This is a genomic window from Halomonas sp. BN3-1 (assembly GCF_003056325.1).
GTDB lineage: Bacteria > Pseudomonadota > Gammaproteobacteria > Pseudomonadales > Halomonadaceae > Halomonas > Halomonas litopenaei.
The window spans coordinates 22,120-44,484 of the sequence record NZ_PYVV01000018.1; the positions used below are offsets into that span (position 1 = coordinate 22,120).

18 protein-coding genes are annotated in these 22,365 nt (G+C 64.2%); 8 read left to right on the top strand and 10 right to left on the bottom strand.

Features of this window, described 5'->3' with window-relative positions; all coding sequences use genetic code 11:
* Positions 1-38: 38 nt before the first annotated feature.
* Positions 39-887, bottom strand: coding sequence for a methylenetetrahydrofolate reductase [NAD(P)H] (metF, locus tag C9F12_RS19980; protein WP_045992235.1), 849 nt, complete (start codon positions 885-887; stop codon positions 39-41).
* A 248-nt stretch (positions 888-1,135) separates the two neighbouring features.
* Here metF and C9F12_RS19985 point away from each other — a divergent pair, with 248 nt between their 5' ends.
* Positions 1,136-2,065, top strand: coding sequence for an AEC family transporter (locus tag C9F12_RS19985; RefSeq protein WP_108131759.1), 930 nt, complete (start codon positions 1,136-1,138; stop codon positions 2,063-2,065).
* Between the two features lie 35 nt (positions 2,066-2,100).
* On the opposite strand, the gene C9F12_RS19990 is transcribed toward C9F12_RS19985, so the two are convergent.
* The 6 genes from C9F12_RS19990 to metK all read right to left on the bottom strand — a co-directional run bounded on the left by C9F12_RS19990 (position 2,101) and on the right by metK (position 10,366).
* Positions 2,101-2,754 carry a glutathione S-transferase family protein gene (locus tag C9F12_RS19990; RefSeq protein WP_045992237.1) on the bottom strand — a complete coding sequence of 218 codons (654 nt, stop codon included), beginning with the start codon at positions 2,752-2,754 and terminating at the stop codon, positions 2,101-2,103.
* A 270-nt stretch (positions 2,755-3,024) separates the two neighbouring features.
* Entirely contained in the window at positions 3,025-3,828 is an 804-nt protein-coding gene (locus C9F12_RS19995) for a UDP-2,3-diacylglucosamine diphosphatase (RefSeq protein ID WP_108449993.1), read from the bottom strand.
* A gap of 193 nt (positions 3,829-4,021) precedes the next feature.
* Complete coding sequence (gene ahcY, locus C9F12_RS20000; RefSeq protein ID WP_108449994.1) at positions 4,022-5,449, bottom strand: adenosylhomocysteinase; 1,428 nt, start codon at positions 5,447-5,449, stop codon at positions 4,022-4,024.
* 97 nt (positions 5,450-5,546) lie between these two features.
* Positions 5,547-7,517 carry an NAD-dependent DNA ligase LigB gene (gene ligB / locus C9F12_RS20005; RefSeq protein WP_205254739.1) on the bottom strand — a complete coding sequence of 657 codons (1,971 nt, stop codon included), beginning with the start codon at positions 7,515-7,517 and terminating at the stop codon, positions 5,547-5,549.
* Between the two features lie 258 nt (positions 7,518-7,775).
* Entirely contained in the window at positions 7,776-8,243 is a 468-nt protein-coding gene (locus C9F12_RS20010; RefSeq protein WP_108449996.1) for a hypothetical protein, read from the bottom strand.
* Between the two features lie 902 nt (positions 8,244-9,145).
* A complete protein-coding gene (gene metK, locus C9F12_RS20015; RefSeq protein WP_045992242.1) occupies positions 9,146-10,366 on the bottom strand; it encodes a methionine adenosyltransferase in 1,221 nt (406 codons plus the stop codon).
* Positions 10,367-10,737: 371 nt separating this feature from the next.
* On the opposite strand from metK, the gene tkt reads away from it, so the two are divergent.
* On the top strand, positions 10,738-12,729 hold the full coding sequence (gene tkt, locus C9F12_RS20020; RefSeq protein WP_108131765.1) for a transketolase: 1,992 nt from the start codon (positions 10,738-10,740) through the stop codon (positions 12,727-12,729).
* Between the two features lie 165 nt (positions 12,730-12,894).
* On the opposite strand, the gene C9F12_RS20025 is transcribed toward tkt, so the two are convergent.
* Positions 12,895-13,947: a class I fructose-bisphosphate aldolase gene (locus C9F12_RS20025; RefSeq protein WP_045992244.1), complete on the bottom strand. Its 1,053-nt coding sequence runs from the start codon at positions 13,945-13,947 to the stop codon at positions 12,895-12,897.
* A 174-nt stretch (positions 13,948-14,121) separates the two neighbouring features.
* Between C9F12_RS20025 and C9F12_RS20030 the strand changes: the two genes are divergently transcribed.
* The 5 genes from C9F12_RS20030 to fba all read left to right on the top strand — a co-directional run bounded on the left by C9F12_RS20030 (position 14,122) and on the right by fba (position 18,824).
* A complete protein-coding gene (locus C9F12_RS20030; RefSeq protein WP_045992245.1) occupies positions 14,122-14,505 on the top strand; it encodes a CidA/LrgA family protein in 384 nt (127 codons plus the stop codon).
* Positions 14,502-15,218 carry an LrgB family protein gene (locus C9F12_RS20035; RefSeq protein WP_045992246.1) on the top strand — a complete coding sequence of 239 codons (717 nt, stop codon included), beginning with the start codon at positions 14,502-14,504 and terminating at the stop codon, positions 15,216-15,218. The genes C9F12_RS20030 and C9F12_RS20035 overlap by 4 nt, the downstream gene beginning before the upstream one ends.
* Positions 15,219-15,354: 136 nt before the next feature.
* The gene (locus tag C9F12_RS20040) at positions 15,355-16,383 is read left to right on the top strand and encodes a glyceraldehyde 3-phosphate dehydrogenase NAD-binding domain-containing protein (RefSeq protein WP_108449997.1); all 1,029 of its coding nucleotides are present in this window, start codon (positions 15,355-15,357) and stop codon (positions 16,381-16,383) included.
* Positions 16,384-16,450: 67 nt separating this feature from the next.
* Entirely contained in the window at positions 16,451-17,614 is a 1,164-nt protein-coding gene (locus tag C9F12_RS20045) for a phosphoglycerate kinase (RefSeq protein WP_045992248.1), read from the top strand.
* A 145-nt stretch (positions 17,615-17,759) separates the two neighbouring features.
* Positions 17,760-18,824, top strand: coding sequence for a class II fructose-bisphosphate aldolase (gene fba / locus C9F12_RS20050; RefSeq protein WP_045992249.1), 1,065 nt, complete (start codon positions 17,760-17,762; stop codon positions 18,822-18,824).
* A 106-nt stretch (positions 18,825-18,930) separates the two neighbouring features.
* Here the strand turns inward: fba and C9F12_RS20055 are convergent, their stop codons facing one another.
* Together C9F12_RS20055 and C9F12_RS20060 are read right to left on the bottom strand one after the other, a co-directional pair.
* Positions 18,931-20,019, bottom strand: a complete 1,089-nt coding sequence (locus tag C9F12_RS20055; RefSeq protein ID WP_108449998.1) for a hypothetical protein — start codon at positions 20,017-20,019, stop codon at positions 18,931-18,933.
* 268 nt (positions 20,020-20,287) lie between these two features.
* Positions 20,288-21,307: an AraC family transcriptional regulator gene (locus C9F12_RS20060; RefSeq protein WP_108131769.1), complete on the bottom strand. Its 1,020-nt coding sequence runs from the start codon at positions 21,305-21,307 to the stop codon at positions 20,288-20,290.
* A 419-nt stretch (positions 21,308-21,726) separates the two neighbouring features.
* Here C9F12_RS20060 and C9F12_RS20070 point away from each other — a divergent pair, with 419 nt between their 5' ends.
* Positions 21,727-22,248 (top strand): 2,4'-dihydroxyacetophenone dioxygenase family protein, encoded by a 522-nt coding sequence (locus tag C9F12_RS20070; RefSeq protein ID WP_108449999.1) that lies wholly within the window; start codon positions 21,727-21,729, stop codon positions 22,246-22,248.
* Positions 22,249-22,365: the final 117 nt, after the last annotated feature.

Below are 22,365 nucleotides of genomic sequence, written 5' to 3' on the forward strand. Positions count from 1 at the left end.
GACTGGCTAGCGCGACCCGTCCAGCGTTGTTGTTGGTGTCATGAGCGGCCGGTGATGTTGTCGACGATCTTCAGCGTCGGCTCGGCCTGGTTGAGGGTGTAGAAGTGCAGCCCCGGGGCGCCGCCGTCGAGCAGGCGCTGGGCCAGACGCGAGATCACCTCTTCGCCGAAGTCGGCGATGGCGGCGCTGTCATCACCGTACGCCTCGAGCTGCTTGCGAATCCAGCGCGGGATCTCGGCACCGCAGGCGTCGGAGAAGCGCGCCAGCTTGGAGTAGTTGGTGATTGGCATGATGCCGGGGATGATCGGTGCTTCCACGCCAAGCTGACGAGCCCGCTCGACGAAGTGGAAGTAGGCGTCGGCGGTGAAGAAGTACTGGGTGATCGCCAGGTTGGCACCGGCATTCATCTTGCGGGCAAAGTTCTGAAGATCCGCCTCGAAGCTCGCCGCCTGGGGGTGAGACTCCGGATAAGCCGCCACCGCGATCTCGAAGTGATCGCCGGTCTCCTCACGGATGAACTCCACCAGCTCGTTGGCGTAGCGCAGCTCGCCGATGCCGCCCATGCCGGAAGGCAGGTCACCGCGCAGGGCCACCAGGCTGTTGATGCCCTGGGCCTTGTAGTCGGTCAGCAGCTCGCGCAGCTGGGCCTTCTCGCTGCCGACGCAGGACAGGTGCGGCGCGGTGGTGATGCCGCACTCGCGCACCGCATTGACGGTGGTGATGGTGCGATTCTGGGTGGAACCGCCGGCACCGTAGGTGACGGAGAAGAACCGCGGGTTGCGCTCGGCCAAGAGATCCCGGTTGCGCATCAGCTTCTCCCGCCCGGCGTCGGTATTCGGGGGGAAGAATTCGAAACTGATGCCCAGCGGGTGCTCTTGTGCGCTCATCTCGGGGTCCTCGTGAAGCGTGTCGGGCTACCGCAAATCGGCGGCCGTAAAGGTGATGGGTGCCATTGTGACGACTCAGTCTCACCCCGACCAATGAAAGTTTCGCGGGTAAACTTCAATTCTCTTCATATAAGAAAAGGGAATCTCATAACCACCTGTTCTAAAAAATGACCTCGGCAGCCGGCCCGGGCTGACACCGGCGCGCCCAGACGGCATGATACGGGGCCTGGCACCCAAGGATGATGAACATGGCCGTCGACCCGACCTCGCTGATGGGCCCCCTGTGGACCCTGCTCGCCTTTGTCGCCCTCGGCGTCCTGTCCGCCAGGCGGCTCAAGGTCGACCCTCGTCCCATCGCCACCCTGCTGATCTACCTGATCGCTCCGCTGACCTTCTTCCGCGCGCTGGTACTGGGCGGTCCGACGCCGGTCTACCTCGCCCTGACCGCTGCCCTGTTCGTGATCGCAAGCCTGGTGGCCGTGCTCATCAATCGGCTGGGAAAGCGCTGGCTGGGGGATGAGGAAGGCTCGGTGCTGGCGTTTTCTGCCGGTACCGGCAACACCGGCTACTTTGGTTTGCCGGTGGCGCTGGTGTTGCTGCCCCCCTCCGGCGTCACCCTGTACCTGTTCTGCGCACTCGGCGTCACCCTTTACGAGTTCACCGTCGGCTTCTATCTGAGCGCCCGCGGCCGCTTTACGGTGCGCGACAGCCTGCTCAAGATCGCCAGGCTGCCGCTGATCTACGCCTTCCTGGCGGCGCTTTTGGTGGAAGGGGTCGGCATGACGGTGCCAGCGGCGGTGACCGATGCCATGTCGGTGTTTCCGGCAACCTACACCCTGCTCGGCATGATGATCATCGGCATGACCCTGGGCCGAGTTTCTGTGCGCTCGCTGGATGGGCGCTTTATCGGCGCCTGCGTGGCGGTGCGTTATGCGCTGTGGCCACTGCTGATGCTGGGCGCCGTCCTGTTGCTCAAGGCCACCACCGGGCTGTCACAGGACATGGCGCTGGCGCTGCTGTTGATCGGGGTGGTGCCCATGGCCGCCAACGTAGTGGTGGTGGCCATGGAGCTCGGCATCGCGCCCGAAAAGGGCGCCCTGGCGGTGTTGATCACTACACTGGCCGCGCCGCTGGTGATCCCGCTGTACCTGAGCGGGATGCTTGGACTGGTGCAGTAAAGCTGAAAGGCGAAAGTCGCTAGCGCCGAGAGTGACTAGCGGGGAAACACGGGCGCGACCAATACCGCCTTGCCGGAAGGCCGCGATCTCAGACGCTCCACGTAGGCTCGGGCATTTGGCGCCGCCTCCATCAGCGAGGCGGCGGGCGGCGTGGCCTCCAGATAGTCGAGCATCGGCGCCGCCAGGGCATCGGCCAGGGTGAAGCCATCACCGACGAGAAAGTCTCTCCCCGCCAACTGGTGCTCCAGGATGGCCAGTATCCGTGCCACCTCCGGGGCCGCCTCGCGAACCCGGTCTTCCCTCACCTCGCCATTGGGCCCCTTGGGAAAGACCAGTTCCAGCAGGTAGCGCCGCACGATGGCCTGGTCGGCCTGGGTGGCCAGCGCAGCACACCACTGGTCCACCTGGGCCCGCGTCCAGTCATCCCTGGGTAGCAGGTCTGGCCCATCGAAGGCGCCCTCCAGGTAGCGGCAGATGGCAACGCTCTCGTACAGGCGTCGTTCGCCGTGAATCAGCACGGGAATCTTGTCGAAGGGATTGAGCGCCTTGAACTCCGGTGAATGCAGCTCGACACGACGTCCTTCGACCTCCATCCCGACACTGTGCTCGATGCCCTTCTCGTGACACACCAGCATCACGCTGCGCACGAAGTTCGAGAACGCGGGACCCACGATATGTACGCTTGCCATGCCAACCTCCTGGTTACCAGACGAAAAACCGCCGGCGCTTACCGATACATACGCCGACGTGTGTGCGCGTCGCGCTCGTCTTGCAGCATGGCCGCTGGCAGCATGAGTTCAACAACTTATTTTTACGCCGCAGACGACGCCACATGGCAGGCACGGTCAATGACCCGCGGCTGAAGAAGAAATTGCGGGTGGCCAGCAGAACGCTGGCGAAGGCCAGCGCCCCGCCCGTTAGACAAATCGAAGTGGTGAAGGAAGGCTCAAAAGCGCTCCTCAGGCCCCCGCCAGGACGCCCTCGGGGCAGGCGCGGGGCATCGAAGGCTCGGCCTCGATCACCTGCCCTTCCCAGTCGATCAGCGCCAGGCTGCCGTCGGGGCGCTCGATCAGCGCCGTGCAATGCTCCACCCAGTCACCGTCGTTGCAGTAGAGCACGCCATCTTGGGCACGAAATCCGGCCTTGTGGATATGCCCGCCGACGTAGCCATCGAGTCCTTCCCGGGCCGCCTGGTGGATGGCCGCCTGCTCGAACTGTTCGACATAGCGCTGGGCCGCGCCGATGCGCCCCTTGACCGCCGCCGCCAGCGACCAGTAAGGCAGGCCCAGCAGGCTGCGCGCCTTGTTGCACCAGCGATTGAGCGACAGCACAAACTGATGCATGCCATCACCCAGCGCCATCAGCCAGGGGGCCAGGCGCACATGGGTATCGAACTCGTCGCCGTGACTGACCAGCAGACGGCGACCATCGGCGGTCTCGTGGATCGCCCGGCGCTCGATGCGCACCCGGTGCATACGGATGCCACACAGCTGACGCAAGGCCGCGTCGTGGTTGCCGGGGATGTAGATGATCTCGCATCCGCCCTTGGCCAGGCGCAACAGTCGCCCCACCAGACGCTGCTGCTCCGCCGGCAGTGACGCCCGACGGTGCATGGCGATAAGGTCGATCACATCCCCTACCAGATACAGGCGCTCCGGGCGCACGCGGCGCAGCAGCCGCGACAGCAAGGCGGCCTGGCAATCCCGGGTGCCGAGGTGAAGATCGGAAATGAACAGGGTACGAGCGGTCAGTGATGTGGCCATGGGCAGTCTCCTGTGACGCCCACCCAGCCTGTCCTGTCCCGGTGACACTGCCATGGCGCGGCCATGACGAAACGATGACCGGTGCCGCCCCCTGCCCCGCTATTCCCCAGGCTCGCCCCAGGCTGACTACCCAGCCCTGATTCCCTGCCCCGATCAAGGCTGGCGGGGCGCACAGCCCCCTATCCGGCAAGCCTCAGTAACGATAGTGATCGGGCTTGTATGGCCCCTCCACCGGCACTCCGACGTACTCCGACTGGGCCTCGGTCAGCTGAGTGATCACGCCGCCAAAGCCCTCCACCATGTAGCGCGCCACCTCTTCGTCGAGATGGCGTGGCAGCACCGTGACATCAATCATGCCGTCGCGTTCGTCGGCGCCCAGCTCGGCAAAACGCCGGGCGTACAGGTGCATCTGCGCCAGCACCTGATTGGCGAAGGAGCCATCCATCACCCGCGAGGGGTGGCCGGTGGCGTTGCCCAGGTTGACCAGACGCCCCTCGGCCAGCAGGTAGATCACATTGCGGCTGTCGGGATCGTACGTCTGCCCCGGCCCGGCGTCACGGTAGATCTTGTGCACCTGGGGCTTGACCTCCTCCCAGAGCCATTGCTTGCGCATGTAGGCGGTATCGATCTCGCTGTCGAAGTGGCCGATATTGCAGACCACCGCGCCATTCTTGAGAGCGCCCAGCATGGCGGCGTCACAGGCGCCGATATTGCCGGTGCAGGTCACCACCAGGTCGGTCTTGCCGAGCAGTTCGAGATCGAGACTGTCGACGCCACGATTGACACCGCCGCGATAGGGAGAAACCACCTCGAAGCCATCCATGCAGGCCTGCATGGCACAGATCGGGTCGATCTCGGCGACCCGCACGATCATGCCTTCCTGGCGCAGCGAGGCCGCCGACCCCTTGCCCACGTCCCCATAGCCCATCACCAATGCCTGCTTGCCCGCCAGCAGGTGATCGAGCCCACGCTTGATGGCGTCATTCAAACTGTGACGGCAGCCATACTTGTTGTCATTCTTCGACTTGGTGACGGCGTCGTTGACGTTGATGGCCGGCACTTTCAAGGTGCCTGCCCTGAGCATCTCGAGCAGTCGATGGACACCGGTGGTGGTCTCTTCACTGATGCCGTGGATGGCGTCAAGCTTGTCCGGATGTCGCTCGTGCAACAGCAGCGTCAGGTCTCCGCCATCATCCAGCACCAGATTGGGGGTCCAGCCGTCGGCGCCATCCACCGTCTGCTCGATACACCACCAGAACTCGTCCTCGCTCTCGCCCTTCCAGGCAAATACCGGGATGCCTGCTGCGGCGATGGCCGCGGCGGCGTGGTCCTGGGTGGAAAAGATATTGCAGGACGACCAGCGTACGCTCGCACCAAGGTCGACCAGGGTCTCGATCAGCACCGCGGTCTGAATCGTCATATGGATACAGCCAGCGATACGTGCGCCCTTCAGCGGCTGGACCTCACGGTACCGGGCCCTGAGGGACATCAAGGCCGGCATCTCGCTTTCGGCGATGCGAATCTCGCGGCGCCCCCAGTCGGCCAGGCCGATATCGGCGACCCGGTAGTCACCCTGACGCTGAGCCCACTGCGCCCTTTGCGAAGCCTCGGTCGGAGTCATGCTCGCCTCCTGCTGGTTATCCAGCCTTCACTATAGGAGTCACCATGGCGGACTCGCCAACCAGGGCGCTGCGCCGATCTCTAGCCGGGCGCCAGCATCACTTTTCAGTCGAGTCGCTGAGGGGGGAAGCTGGTGCGCGGTGTGAGAGACTAGCTGGAGAGCGGTTCGAAGGGCTATGCGAAGGGCTATGCGAATGGCCATGCGAAGGGCTAGCTGAGCCCGGCGTGGCAATCGAACGTGTCGCGTCATCGTCGAAGGCCCCGACGAAGCCAGCAATACCGGCGTCGGCCAGTTGCCGCGCCAGGGCGTCGACCTCGGGATGCGATAGAAACGCGCGCCAGCGCCTGGCGCCGACATCACCGACGCCGGGGCGGTGGCGCCAGCCGGCTGCGTCCAACGCAGACAGCGTGCGCCAGGAGTCGTGCTCGGAGATACCCCCGGCCGAGGGCGCTCCCAGGGCGCTTAGCCACCGCGGGAAGCCGCGATGGCTGGTCTCGGAGAAGGCAACACCAAGACGCTCTGCGGTGACCTTGCCGATGCCGCTTGCCTGGGCCAGTCGCTCTGGCGACAGTTCCCGCCAGTCCAGCAACCCCGCCACCAGGCCAGCGTCCACCAGCGCCTTCCAGGTGCCTTCCCCGACGCCGTCGAGATCCAGCGCCGATGAATCACTGAGCCAGGCCAGGCGAGCCAGAAACTGCTGCCGGCAGCCCGGGGTCGGGTGCCAGCAACTCAGCAGGTGAAAGTCCGATTCCGCGGGAACCTCGAGGTCAAGCCTCTCGGCTGCGCGCCAGGCCACCCCCTTAAGCTGAGGGATGATCAGCCCGGCCAACTCGATGATCACCTGATCGCCGGGCCGCAGATCCCACTCACGCCAGCGTGACAGGCTCCCCAGGCTGACCTGGCTCAGCCTGCGTCCATCCACCTCCACCGGCACAAGCCGGGCCACCGGGGTGATGCGACCGCTACGACCAATGCGGAACGCTATGTCGGCTACCTCCGCCAGGGCCTCTCGCGGTGGATACTTCCAGGCCAGTGCCCAGTGCGGCGGCTCGGCCTGCCAGGTCACACCGTCGGGCCTGCGCCCACGCCGTAGTACCACGCCATCGGTGGCGAAGGGCAGCGGCGAGCGATACCAGCGCTCGCGCCAGGCGGCGGCGTCCTCCTGGGATTCAACAGGGTGGGTGTATCGCGATATTTGACCCAGGCCCAGGCGCTCGAGCCCTGACAGTCGCTCCTCGAGCGCCCGCGGCCCCATCGGCCAGGACCAGACGAACAGACCGATACGCTGGCCCAGCGCAGGGGACAACTCATCGCGGGCAAGCCAGCCGGCCACATGGGAGCGTGCCCCTGCCCCGCCATCCCGCTGCTGGACATGATCTTCAAGGCGCTCATACAGCTCACCCTGAAACACCAGACCATCGCCGTCGGCAAGCGACTGCCAATCACCTGCCAGGCGCTGGGGAATCGACGGGATGACCGCGGCATGGCGTGTCCAGTCCTGGCCGGTCCGCCCGTCCCCACGACTGTACACGCCCGCCAGGCGGCCTTCGTGATAGACAAGGCTGACCGCCACGCCATCTACCTTGGGCTGAATCCAGACATCGGTAGCGCGGTCGGCCGGTGCCGCAGGCGGCGAGCCTGGACCTTCAGTCACCAGCCAACGCTGCACCTCGGCAGCGTCCTGCGCCTTGCGCAGCCCAGTATGCGCCACAGGATGGCGCTGCCAGGGGATGGCACTATCCGCTGTCGGCGCGGAAGCCCTATCCTTGAAGTCCGCCACCTCGAGCTCGGGAAAACAGCGCTGGAGTTCGCGCCACCGACGTTCGGTCTGGTCGAACACATCATCGCTGACCGGCGAGCTGCCGTCCTTTCGGTAGGCCTGCTCCCACTGCCGCAGGTGGCTGGTCAACTCGGTGATGCGACTGGACGCCGTGCTCGCCGTCCAGTCAGGACAGTTGGCGTTGGCGTTGGCGTTGGCGTTGGCGTTGGCGTTGGCGTTGGCGTTGGCGTTGGCGTTGGCGTTGGCGTTGGCAAAGGAAAGCAGGACGATAAAGCCAACGAGCAGCAAGACTCGCCACTTTCCTGCAGACAGGCGTGGAAAAGGGAACGTGAGTGGCAAGGCGAGTTCCTGACATGACGCGGGACGTCCGACCATCTGGCCCTCCTTGGCCACAACCGAAGGCCCCGACCGAACGGCACGGCCAAAAGGTTCAGTGCTGCTGGCGACGCTTTCTAAGGTGGCGATCGGTACGCCGTACCGACCACCAGGTCAGCACCAGCAACGGCGAGGTAATAGCGACGCCGAGCAGCACCTGTTGACCGATGCTCATAATCGAATATCTCCCAAGGGTTCGCTCTCGAACATCGTTGCATCATGCCCCAGGCACGAAAGGCGCTGCGTCGACAGCACAAAGGCGGGCACGCTCAGTGCAATGACGATGACGGCGGTCAAGAGTCCCTGGTGCTGAAGCAGAATCATCATGATGGCGGCGGCAGTCACCAGGAACGTTGCCAGTGCGGCGGTAGCCTCCAGCGCCAGCTTGGTCATGAATAGCTCACGATACTGGAGATAATCATCGTCACCTTCCGGCGATACCACGTCATGGGAGTATCGCCCTCCAGCCTCGGTGGTCCCGTCATCGCCAGCCCCCTTGCGCGACGGCGACTCCTTGCGCCAGAGTTCCTGCTGTGACGCCAGCCTGGTTCGCGAGCAGGTCGGGTCCGCGTGAAGACGCTGAAAGTGCCCCTGATGATGGCGCTGATAGAAGTGATAGTGGTGCCTTGCTTCGCCCATCTTCTGATCCCCCTGTCGTTGCTACCGTCTTGGCGCAGCGCTCATGTCCCTGATCCTGTCTCACCCGCACATCGGCTCTTCTTCGTGCCGCCCGGGGCACCAGCCAGTATTCCTGTCACGGGCGCTATGGCCTCTTTCCATCGTGCCGACCACACCATCGTGCCGGCCACACTTCAATCGTGGCCAAGACATGTGCTTCCACGAACCGCCTTCTGTCCAGCGCCCCAAATGCCAAGGACATGGATATATACCGACGTCCAACTCACACAGGCCATATATGCCTGTCGCCGAAAGCGCCTCTTTCCTGACATCTTTCAGGCGGCTCGCCGGCGTTTTTTATCGCTAATCATTCTCACGTTCTGGCCGCCTTCCAACCGCTTTCTAACCGTTTTTCCGGCGACGTGGGCGTCACTTTCCCGTGCAGGCCACTTGGCCGCCGATGGTTTCTCGAACAGCGGTTTCTCGACAGCGGTTTCTCGACAACGATCTGGCGATGGACAACGACACATCGAACCTTTGACTATAAAGAACCAACGACCATCACTGGCTGCCTGACAGATGATGACGAGCTGATGCGATACCGCGCTGCCGACTAAGCGGCATCTGCATCCTGTCTCCATCTAATATTAGCCGTGAGCCAAAGGCTTCTCCGCCCGCATGCGCGGATATGAAAAGGAATGAGATGATGTCGCCGTTTGACGCATAACCCGGCGACAAAGAGGTAGGCAAAGACGCACAATCACCACCAGGTCACCAGAAGACTTGCGACCGCTCTGCCAACGTCTCTTCGCACATTCGCGGCCCCCCCGCCGCCACAATGCGACAAGGCCCGCCTGGCGAACCAGGCGGGCCTTGTCATGTCGGCAGGCGCGGACACCGTGCCGATACTGTCGGATGAGGGCTCAGATACCGGCGGCGGCGCGCAGAGCGTCGGCCCGGTCGACCTTCTCCCACGGGAAGGCGGTAAAAGTCTCGGTGTGGATCTCGCCTTCGGTATCGGTCCAGCTATAGCTGGTCTCGAAGGGCTCACGGCCAAAGTGACCGTAGGCTGCGGTCAGCTGATACATGGGATGCAGCAGATCCAGCATGCGAGTAATGGCATTGGGGCGCAGGTCGAAGTGATCGCGCACCAGCTCGACGATACGTTCGTCATCGATACGACCGGTGCCGAAGGTGTTGATCGACACCGAGGTCGGCTCGGCGACACCGATGGCGTAGGACACCTGGATCTCGCAACGCTCGGCCAGTCCCGCCGCTACCACGTTCTTGGCCACGTAGCGGCCGGCGTAGGCGGCGCTGCGGTCGACCTTGGACGGGTCCTTGCCGGAGAAGGCGCCACCACCATGTCGCGCCATGCCGCCGTAGGTGTCGACGATGATCTTGCGCCCGGTCAGGCCACAGTCACCCACCGGGCCGCCGATGACGAACTTGCCGGTCGGGTTGATGTGATAACGCGTGCTGTCGGACAGCCACTCCGCCGGCAGTACCTGCTCGATGATCTCGCGCTGGACCATCTGGCGCAGCTGCTCCTGGTCGATGTCCGGATCATGCTGGGTGGACAGCACCACGGCATCGACCGCGCAGGGCTTGCCGGCATCGTCGTAACGGAAGGTCAGCTGGCTCTTGGCATCGGGACGCAGCCAGGGCAGCAGGCCACGCTTACGCAGCTCGGCCTGGCGCTCCACCAGCCGATGGCTGTAGTGGATCGGCGCCGGCATGTAAGAGTCGGTTTCGTTGGTGGCATAGCCGAACATCAGGCCCTGATCACCGGCGCCCTGATCCTCGGGCTTTTCGCGATCGACGCCCTGGGCGATTTCGACGCTTTGCTTGCCGATCAGGTTGAGCACCCCGCAGGTCTCGCCGTCGAAACCGACGTCGGAGGAGGTATAGCCGATATCCATGATCACCTTGCGCACCAGCTCCTCGAGATCCACCCAGGCGGAGGTGGTGATCTCGCCGGCCACGATGGCGACACCGGTCTTGACCAGGGTCTCGCAGGCCACACGGGCATTCTTGTCCCGCGCGATCAGGGCATCGAGCACGGCATCGGAAATCTGATCGGCAATCTTGTCCGGGTGTCCTTCGGACACGGACTCGGAGGTAAACAGGGAGTATTCGCTCATGGCGTCCTCGACCCTCTGTAGGATAATCGGCAGGCGGGCCTGGCAAGATGGAAACGGGAGCGACCGTGATCGACGATCGCACTATGCAGATTCCGCGTGGACCTGGCGGGACGAAATTCTACACGCTCGACCGTCCGGTTCCTAGCGACAGGCCGGGCCATGGCAGACCCTGCCAGGCATGGATCAAGTCCCCGGCATTTGATGGATATGTCATTTCCGGCGACAATATGTCCCCGATCGATCCGCGCCGCCCCTCCCGCCCTCGTTGTCCACAGGCACGACAGGCGGCGCCTATCCTTGACGCCGCTGCGCCGCCCCCACCGGGCAGGCCAACGTCAGATTGCCACTTTGCCCCAGGCGAGGAGCCCTCAATGCCGTCCCGTTTCGAACTGGCCAACGCCATTCGCGCCCTTTCCATGGATGCCGTCCAGAAGGCCAACTCCGGCCACCCCGGAGCCCCGATGGGTATGGCCGATATCGCCGAGGTGCTGTGGAACGACTACCTCGTTCACAACCCTGACGATCCCAAGTGGGCCGATCGCGACCGTTTCGTGCTGTCCAACGGCCACGGCTCCATGCTGCTGTACTCCCTGCTGCACCTGTCAGGCTACGACCTGGGTCTGGAAGAACTGCAGAACTTCCGCCAGCTCCACGCAAAGACCGCTGGTCACCCCGAGTACGGCTACGCTCCCGGCGTCGAGACCACCACCGGCCCCCTCGGCCAGGGCCTGGCCAACGCCGTCGGCATGGCCATGGCAGAGCGCACCCTGGCGGGTCAGTTCAACCGCCCGGGCCACGAGATCGTCGACCACTACACCTACTGCTTCCTCGGCGACGGCTGCCTGATGGAAGGCATCTCCCATGAGGTCGCCTCGCTTGCCGGCACCCACCAGCTCGGCAAGCTGATCGCCTTCTACGATGACAACGGCATCTCCATCGACGGCGAGGTCGAAGGCTGGTTCACCGACGATACCGCCAAGCGCTTCGAAGCCTACGGCTGGCACGTGGTACCGGCGGTGGACGGGCACAAGCCCGAGGAGATCAAGGCCGCCATCGAGATGGCCCGCACCCAGCAGGATCGCCCGACCCTGATCATCTGCAAGACCGTCATCGGCTTCGGCGCCCCCAACAAGCAGGGCAAGGAAGAATGCCACGGCGCGGCACTCGGCGAAGAGGAAGTCGCAGCGGCGCGCAAGCAACTCGACTGGCCCCACGCGCCCTTCCATATCCCCGAGGATATCTACCAGGGCTGGGACGCCTGCGAGCGTGGCCAGAAGCACCAGGCCGACTGGCAGGCTCGCTTCGAGCGCTACCAGCAGGAGCACCCGGAGCTGGCCCGCGAATTCCTGCGTCGCCAGAAGGGTGAATTGCCGAGCGAGCTCAACAGCGAAGCGCTGGTCGAGGCCGCCCAGGAGAAGGGCGAGTCCGTGGCCTCACGCAAGGCCTCGCTGAACTGCCTCAACGAGCTCGGCCCGCAACTGCCGGAGCTGCTGGGTGGCAGCGCCGACCTGGCGCCTTCCAACCTGACCTTCTGGAAGGGTGCCGAGGCCATCAGCGCCGAAGCAGCAGGCGGCAACTACCTGCACTACGGGGTACGCGAGTTCGGTATGGGCGCCATCATGAATGGTATCGCCCTGCACGGCGGCTTCGTGCCCTACGGCGCCACCTTCCTGATCTTCATGGAATACATGCGCAACGCCGTGCGCATGGCGGCGCTGATGAACCAGCGCGCCATCTTCGTCTACACCCACGACTCCATCGGTCTGGGCGAGGACGGCCCGACCCACCAGCCGATCGAGCAGCTGACCAGTCTGCGTACCACCCCGAACCTGTGCACCTGGCGTCCCTGCGATGCGGTCGAGACCGCAGCCGCCTGGGCCCACGCGGTCAAGCGCAGCGCCGGCCCCACCGCGCTGGTACTGTCCCGTCAGGGCCTGCCTCACCAAGAGCGCAACAAGAGCCAGCTGGCCAACATCCAGCGCGGTGGCTACGTACTCAAGGACAGCGAAGGCACCCCTGAGCTGATCCTGATCGCCACCGGCTCCGAGGTGACACTGGCCATGCAGGCCGCCGAAACCCTGGAAGCCGAAGGCAAGCAGGTGCGCGTGGTATCGATGCCGGCCACCGACGTCTTCGACAGCCAGGACGCCGACTACCGTGAGTCCGTCCTGCCGCGCAGTGTTCGCGCCCGTCTGGCCATCGAGGCAGGCCATCGCGACTACTGGAGCAAGTACGTGGGCCTCGACGGTGACACCATCGGCATGTCCAGCTTTGGCGAGTCGGCCCCGGCGGGCGACCTGTTCAAGCACTTCGGTTTCACCGTGGACAACCTGGTGGAACGCGCCAAGGCGCTGCTGGGTTAAGTCCAGCGCGGGCCGGCACGCCCGGCCTGTTGCGACCGAAAGCGTGACCAGCAGAAACGAGCAGGGGCACGGCTTAGGCCGTGCCCCTGCTGTATCTAGCGACCTTGATGGTCGGCCTAGGCGGCCTGATCCTCTATCCTGCGCGGTTGTTGAGGCAGGCTTGGATCAGGCGATGGTGACATCCGGCGCCAGATAGACGTCCTGAATGGCGTTGAGCAGGCTTACCCCGTCGCGCATCGGCTTCTGGAAGGCCTTGCGCCCGGAGATCAGGCCCATGCCACCGGCCCGCTTGTTGATCACCGCGGTACGCACCGCCTGGGTCAGATCGCCTTCTCCGGTGGAGGCACCGCCGGAGTTGATCAGCCCGGCACGCCCCATGTAGGCGTTGGCCACCTGATAGCGGGCCAGATCGATCGGGTGATCGCTGGTCAACTCGCTGTAGACCTTCTCGTGGGTGTTGCCGAAGCCGATGGTACGATAGCCATCGTTGTTCTCGGGCAGCTTCTGCTTGACGATGTCCGCCTTGAGCGTCGCCGCCAGGTGGACCGCCTGACTGGTGAGGTCGGAGGCCACATGATAGTCGGTGCCCTCATGCTTGAAGGCCGGGTTACGCAGATAGGCCCACAGCACCGTCACCATGCCCAACTCGTGGGCGCGCTCGAAGGCCGCGCTGATCTCTTCGATCTGGCGACGGCTCTCGGGGGAACCGAAGTAGATGGTCGCACCCACGGCGACGCACCCCATGTCGAAGGCCTGGTCGACCTCGGCGAACAGGGTCTGATCGTAGATCGCCGGATAGGTCAGCGTCTCGTTGTGGTTCAACTTGAGCATCATCGGGATGCGGTGGGCATAGCGGCGCGCCACCGACGACAGGCCACCCAGGGTAGAAGCCACGGCGTTGCAGCCGCCCTCGATCGCCAGCTCCACAATGTTGGCCGGATCGAAGTAGATCGGGTTGGGTGCGAAGGAGGCGCCAGCGGAGTGTTCGATCCCCTGATCCACCGGCAGGATGCTGAGGTAACCGGTGCCCCCCAGACGGCCATGGTTGAACATCGTCTGCATGCTGCGCAGCACCGCCGGCGAGCGGTCGGAGTCCATCATCACCCTGTCGACGAAGTCCGATCCCGGCAGGTGGAGTTGCTCCTTGGCGATACCGCGACATTCATGAGTCAAAAGGTCCTCTGCCTCGGCACCCAGCCAGCTGGCAATATCACTCATCATCAATCTCCCTGTCATGCCCGACCCCGTCGGGCGGTAGGCGAATAGTCAGTCTACACAGGGTAGCGGATGACGCGCTGCAACGAGAGCCCCTGCTGACCAAGGCACCATGAGTCGGCACAATGGCTCAATTCCCCTGGCCCCGGCCAGTGACAATGACCCAAGAGGATTGCAATGTCCGTGTTACGAGGCTTTTTATGGCTTTCGCTGTTGTGGCTGGTCGGCGACCTGGTGGTCAGCCTGGGTGAACTGCCGCTGTCCCCCGGCGTCGTCGGACTGATGCTATTGACTGGTGTCTTCGTACTACGAGGCCGCATGCACGAAGACGTGGCAGCGGCGGCACAGCCGCTGATCATGCTGCTGGCGATGCTGATCATGCCCGGCGTGGTCGGGGTGTTCTGGGTGCTCGACCAGATCTCGGGGCACTGGCTCGCCGTGGGGCTGGCGCTGACCCTGGGCACCCTGCTGAGCGTTGCCAGCACCCTGTGGCTGATGCGCCGCCTGCTGCCGGCGACGCCCTCCGAGGCGACCACCACCGCCCAAGGAAAGACCTCATGAACCTCGCCGTGGTCGATCACCTCGATACCCCAATGCTGGCCATCGCCCTGTCCATCGGCGCCTACTTGGCCGGCATGGCGCTGTTTCGGCGGCTCGGCTCTCCCGGCTGGTGCCCGCCGGTACTGCTGGCCTCGTTGCTGCTCGCCGCGACGCTCAAGGCGGCCGGCATCGCCTACGTCGACTATCGCCAGGGCGCCCAGTGGCTGATGCTGTTGCTGGGCCCGGCCACGGTGGCCCTGGCGGTACCGCTCTACCAGCAGATGCACCACATACGCGCGTTGTGGCGGCCGCTGCTGGTCTGCCTGCCGGTGTCGACGGTGCTGGCCGCCTGCTATGCGTTGCTGATCGCCTGGGCACTGGGGGCGCCGCCGGAACTGCTGGCCTCGCTGGCACCCAAATCGGTGACCGCTCCCATCGCCATGGGCATCACCGAGCGCCTGGGCGGCTCCGTGCCGATCCTGATGGGGGGATTGTTGATCACCGGCGTCGCGGCCACCGCCTGCGTCAGCCTGTTCGGCCGGCTCTTGAAAATCACCGATCAGCGCCTGCTGGGGCTGGCACTGGGCATCAACGGCCACGCCATCGGTACTGTGCGCGCCTTCGAGCTGGGCCCCACCGCCGGTGCCTTCGCTTCTCTCGGCATGACGCTGACCGGGGTGTTGACGGCGCTGATGATGCCGCTGGCCTGGCGCCTGGCCGGCATGCTCGGCTGAACCGATTCAGCTTTATTTTTATGCTACCTGCGCGGTTTTATGCCCAGTGTGACGCCGCTGGAGCCGCGACGCGCGGGGCGATTTGAGATAGACTTTCGCGCCTGTGTCCATCCCTCCGTGGAGAGTATCGAGCCCCATGGCCCAGCGTATTGCCATCAATGGCTACGGCCGCATCGGCCAGTGCGTCCTGCGAGCCCTCATCGAACGCAACGACCCCAGCTTCGAGGTGGTGGCGATCAATGAGCTCTCGGGACTCGATACCATTACCTACCTGACTCGCTACGACACCACCCACGGACGCTTCCCCGGCCGGGTGGAAAGCCGCGACGGCCATCTGATCATCAACGGGCATGCGATCCGGGTGCTGTCCGAAGAGGACCCTGACCGCCTGCCCTGGCGGTCACTCGGCATCGACCTGGTGCTGGAGTGCTCCGGCAGCTTCAAGGATCGCGCCACCGCCGAGCGCCATCTCGCGGCAGGAGCCGGCCGGCTGTTGTTCTCCCAGCCGGCAGAAAGCGACGTCGACGCCACCATCGTCAGCGGCATCAATGACGACGACCTGACGCCCGACGCCCGGGTGGTCTCGGCAGCGTCCTGCACCACCAACTGCCTGGTGCCGATCCTGACCGTGCTCGACGAGGCGCTGGGCATCGAGCACGGTGTGACCACGACCATTCACTCGGCCATGAACGACCAGCCGGTGATCGATGCCTACCACCAGACCGATCTGCGCCTGACCCGCTCGGCGATGCAATCCATCGTGCCGGTGGACACCGGCCTGGCCCGAGGCATCAATCGCCTGATGCCGCACCTGGCGGAGCGCTTCGAGTGCCTCCATGTACGGGTGCCGACGATCAACGTCTCGGCCATGGACATGTCCATCTGCGTCAAGCGCGATACCTCGGCCAGCGAGGTCAATCGACTGCTGCGCGAGGCCAGCGAGTCACGGCTTCCTGACCTGCTGGGGTATACCGAGGAGCCCATGGCGTCCATCGACTTCAACCACGATCCCCGCTCCGGTATCGTAGACGCCACTCAGACGCGGGTGGCCGGTGGCCGCCTGCTCAAGCTGCTTTGCTGGTTCGACAACGAATGGGGCTTCGCCAACCGCATGCTGGACGTGGCCGGGCGCCTCGCCAGCCTTCCCCGGGTTCCCGAGCGATGACACCGCCACTGACCAGCCGTTGCCATTCGCTGTCTCCCTCAGACTTTCCAGACGAGGATCTGCCGACATGAACGTGCGCAAGATGACCGATCTCGACCTCAAGGGTCAGCGGGTACTGATTCGCGAAGACCTCAACGTACCTGTCAAACACGGCCAGGTGACCAGCGATGCCCGTCTGCGCGCCAGCTTGCCGACCATCAAGGCAGCTCGCGACGCAGGTGCCAAGGTGCTGCTGATGAGCCACCTAGGCCGCCCCACCGAAGGCGAGCCGGCCGACGAGTTCACCCTGGCACCGGTGGCGGCCTACCTCGGTGACCTGCTGGACTGCCCCGTGCGCCTGGTGACCGACTATCTCGAGCAGGAACCGAGCCTGGAAGACGGCGACGTGGTACTGCTCGAGAACGTGCGCTTCAACCAGGGCGAGAAGAAGGACGACGAAGCCCTGGCCAAGCGCTACGCCGAGCTGTGTGACGTCTTTGTGATGGACGCCTTCGGTACCGCCCACCGTGCCCAGGCCTCGACCCACGGGGTGGCCCGCTTCGCACCGACCGCCTGCGCGGGCCCCTTGCTGGCCGCCGAACTCGATGCCCTGGAAAAGGCGCTGGCGACTCCCAGGCGCCCGATGACCGCCATCGTCGGCGGCTCCAAGGTCTCGACCAAGCTCGAGGTGCTCAACGCCCTGTCCGAGAAGTGCGACCAGCTGATCGTCGGCGGCGGTATCGCCAACACCTTCATCGCCGCGGCGGGTCACAACGTCGGCAAGTCTCTTTACGAGGCCGACCTGGTGGACAAGGCCAAGGCGCTGATGGCCAGGGTCGAGATTCCGCTGCCCACCGATGTGGTCGTGGCCACCGAGTTCTCCGACTCCGCCGAAGCCGTCACCAAGCCGGTGGACCAGGTCGCCGACAACGAAATGATCCTCGACATCGGCCCGGATACCGCCGCCCGCCTGGGCGACATGCTCAAGAGCGCCGGCACCATCCTGTGGAACGGCCCTGTCGGGGTGTTCGAGATCGACCAGTTCGGTGGCGGCACCGAGGCCCTGTCCAAGGCCATCGCCGAAAGCGACGGCTTCTCCATCGCCGGCGGCGGTGACACCCTGGCAGCCATCGACAAGTACGGCATCGCCGAGCAGGTGTCCTACATCTCCACCGGAGGCGGCGCCTTCCTCGAGTACGTCGAGGGCAAGGAACTGCCGGCGGTCAGCGCCCTCGAGGCGGCCGCTCGCTGAGGTTTGCCGAAAAAGCAGCGGCGCTCGCCGGTGCTTTCTACCAAGCCTAAGCCCCGGGGCCGGCCATCGCCGGCCCTTTGACAACCCAAGCGACATGGGCGCGACAGCATCGCGCTCTCGACCTCTTCAAGAATCAGGTACCTCCATGGCACTCGTCAGTATGCGCCAATTGCTGGACCACGCCGCCGAACATGGCTACGGCGTGCCGGCCTTCAACGTCAATAACCTCGAGCAGGTTCGCGCCATCATGGAAGCCGCGGACGCCACCGATTCCCCGGTGATTCTGCAGGCCTCCGCCGGCGCCCGTAAATACGCCGGCGCCCCCTTCCTGCGCCACCTGATCCTGGCCGCCGTGGAAGAGTTTCCGCATATTCCGGTGGTCATGCACCAGGACCACGGCACCAGCCCCGCTGTGTGCCAGCGCTCGATCCAGCTCGGCTTCTCCTCGGTGATGATGGACGGCTCCCTGGGCGAGGACGGCAAGACTCCGGCAGACTACGACTACAACGTCGACGTCACCCGCCGCACCGTCGAGATGGCCCACGCCTGTGGCGTCTCGGTAGAAGGTGAGCTCGGCTGCCTGGGCAGCCTGGAAACCGGCATGGCCGGAGAGGAAGACGGCATCGGCGCCGAGGGCAAGCTGAGCCACGACCAGCTGCTGACCGACCCGGAAGAGGCCGCCGACTTCGTCAAGGCCACCGGCGTCGACGCCCTGGCCATCGCCATCGGCACCAGCCACGGCGCCTACAAGTTCACCCGTCCGCCCACCGGCGACACCCTGTCGATCCAGCGTATCAAGGAAATCCACGAGCGCATCCCGGATACCCATCTGGTCATGCACGGCTCCTCCAGCGTGCCCCAGGAGTGGCTCGAGGTGATCAACGCCAACGGTGGCGCCATCCCCGAGACCTACGGCGTCCCGGTGGAAGAAATCGTCGAGGGCATCAAGCACGGCGTGCGCAAGGTCAACATCGACACCGACCTGCGTCTGGCCTCGACCGGTGCGGTACGTCGCTTCCTGGCCGAGAACCCGGCAGAGTTCGACCCGCGCAAGTTCCTCAAGCTTACCGTCAGCGCCATGAAGGACATCTGCATCGCCCGCTACGAAGCCTTCGGCACCGCCGGCAACGCCAGCAGGATCAAGCCGATCAGCCTGGAAGGCATGTTCGAGCGCTACGCCCGAGGTGAACTTGATCCAAAGGTGAAGTAAGCGTCGATCAGGTTCCCGCAGCGGTAACGCAAAACGCCCCATGCCGGCAAGGCTTGGGGCGTTTCGTTGTGCGCCGCTGGTACAACACCAAACCGCTCGTCAGGTGTCAGCAGGTAGACTCTTCCAGCCGTCGCCGCAACGGAATATTGGCCTCCGTGCGGGCCGAGGACACCGGTAGCTCGGCGCGAATGTCCTCGATGGCATTGAGCAGCGGCTCCAGCGCGGTGAGATGGCGCGGAGCACGCAGTCGCCTTTCAAGCGCCCGATAAACCTCATCGGGGTCTTCTCCCGGCGCCTGGCTCGAGGTAAAGGGAGCGCGCAGTGCGGGAGTCGCCACCGAGACCGGCTCGAATAACCGCGCGTAGGGGTCTTCGCCGGACCAGGTCAGACACAGCAGATGATCCCGGGTGACCTGAACGTTCAGTTCCGGATAACTGCGGGCAAGACGCACGAGACAGTCAACGACATCATCGGTAAGAAACGCCGCCAGGGCGTCATGTTCCGCCGTGCAGGCGACGAAGTAGCGAGAAAAGGCGCCCTCTCCCCAGCGTTCGCCGGTGGAACCGTGGTGCAACAGTCGCCACTTGCCCTCTCGCGGGTTGCAAAGATCCACCGCCGCCACCTCGAAGAGATCGCAGATCAGGCCGTTGCGATGATAGGTCCGACGGTCCTTGTCCATGCCCTCGTCATAGGCGAAGCGATAGACCCAGTATTCGCCACCGACGCGCTCATCAGCAGCCCTGCGGCAGTACTCAAGCTCGCCATTGTCCGCATAGGTACGCTGAAAGTCGGTGATCTTTCGCCGGAGCGTCGTCAGCATCGCATCAAGATCGACATCGGGCTCGGCCAGTCGAAAGTCGAGCTCCGCCGCACGCCGCACCAACAGTCGCAGGAAGGCGGCCACCCGCTCGGTGGCGTGCCAGTCGAAACCCAGCAAGGCTGCCCCGACCAGCGCCAGCGGAATCAGCCACGGCCAGGAGAGCCCTCCCGCCAGGGTGATGATAAAGCCGAGCGTGCCCAGCAACAGGCAGAGAAGCCCCAGCGCCAGAATCGTGGAGGAAGGACGCGGATTGAGCGACACGTCCTCGTCCCGGGCGCGATCCAGGATCTGGATCAGCGACTCCCGTGATCTGGCCGCTTCCGCGGCATGCTGCTCGCGGCGCGTAAACCGATATGCCTTCCATAGCGGCGTCATCGTCGCGCCTCTCCTTCGCTCATGGTGATAGCTCTCTTGATGGCAACCTTGATGACAGTGATGTCAGCAGCAACAAGTCTAGTGTCCACCAAGACCTGGGCGCCCCTTGGCATGGCCACATCAGGGGTACACGGGCCGTCCCCATGGAGAGTGAAACACATCCTTCGGACCACACCCGGCTGCAGCTGTGCTGAAGCGATAACCTAAGCGCACTTCAGCGCAATCGCCTCGCGCCCACCACCCGGGCTGCCGACTCGAAGACCAGCGCCTAACCTGCGCCGTTCGATCTCCGCCGCTGGTGCTGGCGCCAGCGACTCGGCGCAACCCCAAACCAGCGGCGACAACCTCGCGTCAGCGCGCTCAACTCGGAGTAGCCCAGCAGATTCGCGATATCGGTCAACGGCAGCGACGTTTCCCGAAGATAATGAATCGCCAACTGCCTGCGGACCTCATCGACCAGATCCTGGAAACATCGCCCCCTGGTGGCCAGACGTCGCTGCAGCGTTCTCGGGTTCAGCGCCAGTCGCCTGGCGATGTCATCGAGTCCAGCGCCCCCCTGCCCCAGCTGCTGACGGATTTGCCACGACACTTCATCGACCAGATCTTGAGGGAGTTGTTCCGGCCGATAGGTCAGATACTGCTCCATCAAGCGATGCAGACGTCCGTCGGCGGTCACCAGAGGACGCTCGAGGTCGGAACATTCCAGCAGCCAGCCATCGGAAGGGCTGTTGAAGGTCGGCACCACCCCCAGCAAACGTTGATACAGGAGCGCAGGCACGCTGGGGGACGTCGCCAGATAGATGGCCCTGGGACGCCACTGCGGCCCCAGCAGCAACGACAGCAGGCGCTGGCCGACGCCTACCGGCAACTCGCTGATCTGGCGACCGGGAGCCGCCCCGCCCCCCACCATGGTGTAGCTGAGAAAGGCTTGGCGGGGGCCACGTTCGATGTCGATGACCGCACTGCTCGAGTGGGCGGAAAAGTGATCTGCCAGCGCCTCCAGCGCCAGGCCGACCGTGGCGGCATTCTGAATCAGGTAGAGCAAGGGTCCGAAGATATCGACTCCCTGGTACTGGCCGAACTTCAGGCCGAACAGCGAATCTCCGGATGCTTCGGCACAGTTTTCGAGCAGCATCGCCAGACTCGAGAACTCGATGATGCTTTCCGGCGACTCCAGCAACGAGAGCGATAGTCCCACCCTGGCAAGCTGGGCCTCGGGGTCGATGCCCTGCTGGCGCGCGAAGTTGGCGAAACCGTGCAGTGACGACGCTCGCGAATAGTCGGCCATGCTCTCTCCCTCAGCCTGACTTCCTTACCACCTACGTTGCTCGGATGCTGATTCTCTCTTCAATTTTCGAAGCGGTTCATCGTTTTCGAGGCGGTTGATCCTGGGGCTCTTGCCTCCAGCGCGCTTGGCCTAGGCGCTGTCCGAAAAGTCGACGAGCGAAGGTTAGACAAGGCAAAAATCGGTGAGAAAGCGCAGTTTACGGGGTGTAAATGAGCATTTTGATCCGATTTTTAACGCCGTATTACCGAGCGCAGGCACTTTTCAGACAAGCCCTAGCCCTCTCCATCTAAGGTCTAGCCCTAAGTGTCGTGCAAGGTCAAATCCTTGTCATCAAATGTCAAATCGGAGGATGTCTGGCAGACGAGGATGATGCTTCGAAGACGTTTCTTTGATCCATCCACGACAAGAGCGACAACAAGATGCCATTTCCTTTCCAGATTTCGACCCATGATGCCCTGTTGACCCTGGATACCCAGGAACTCCCCATCTATGAAGACGCGCTGCCAGGCATCCCCGGCGTCGACGTCCAGCCGCTGTTTCTCGACCCGCACAACGGCGTCTGGGTGCTGCGGGTGAAGTTCAAACCCGGTGTGGTGCTGCCCAAGCACTACCACACCGGTACGGTGCACTTCTTCACCCTGTCGGGACGCTGGCACTATCTCGAGTATCCCGATCAACCCCAGACCGCCGGCTGCTACCTGTACGAGCCCGGCGGCTCCATCCATACCTTCGCCACTCCCGCCGACAATGACGGGATCACCGACACCTTCATGGTCGTCGAGGGCGCCAACGTCAACTTCGATCAGCAAGGCAACTATCTGGGGCTGATGGACGCCAGCAGCATCATGGGGCTCATCGATGCGCTGATCACCGAGCGCGGCCTCGACCCGGCGCGCTATGTCACGCCTCCCCAACCGCACTACACCGACGCGCCGCGCTAGCCCGCCAAGATCACGCCTCCACGCGGCGTCAATCGACAAGACTCCCTACAACAATTGCGCTCGGTATGTGTCCCGCCAGGCAGGTGCCGCGGGGCCCGTCATCGACGCCAAGGAGAT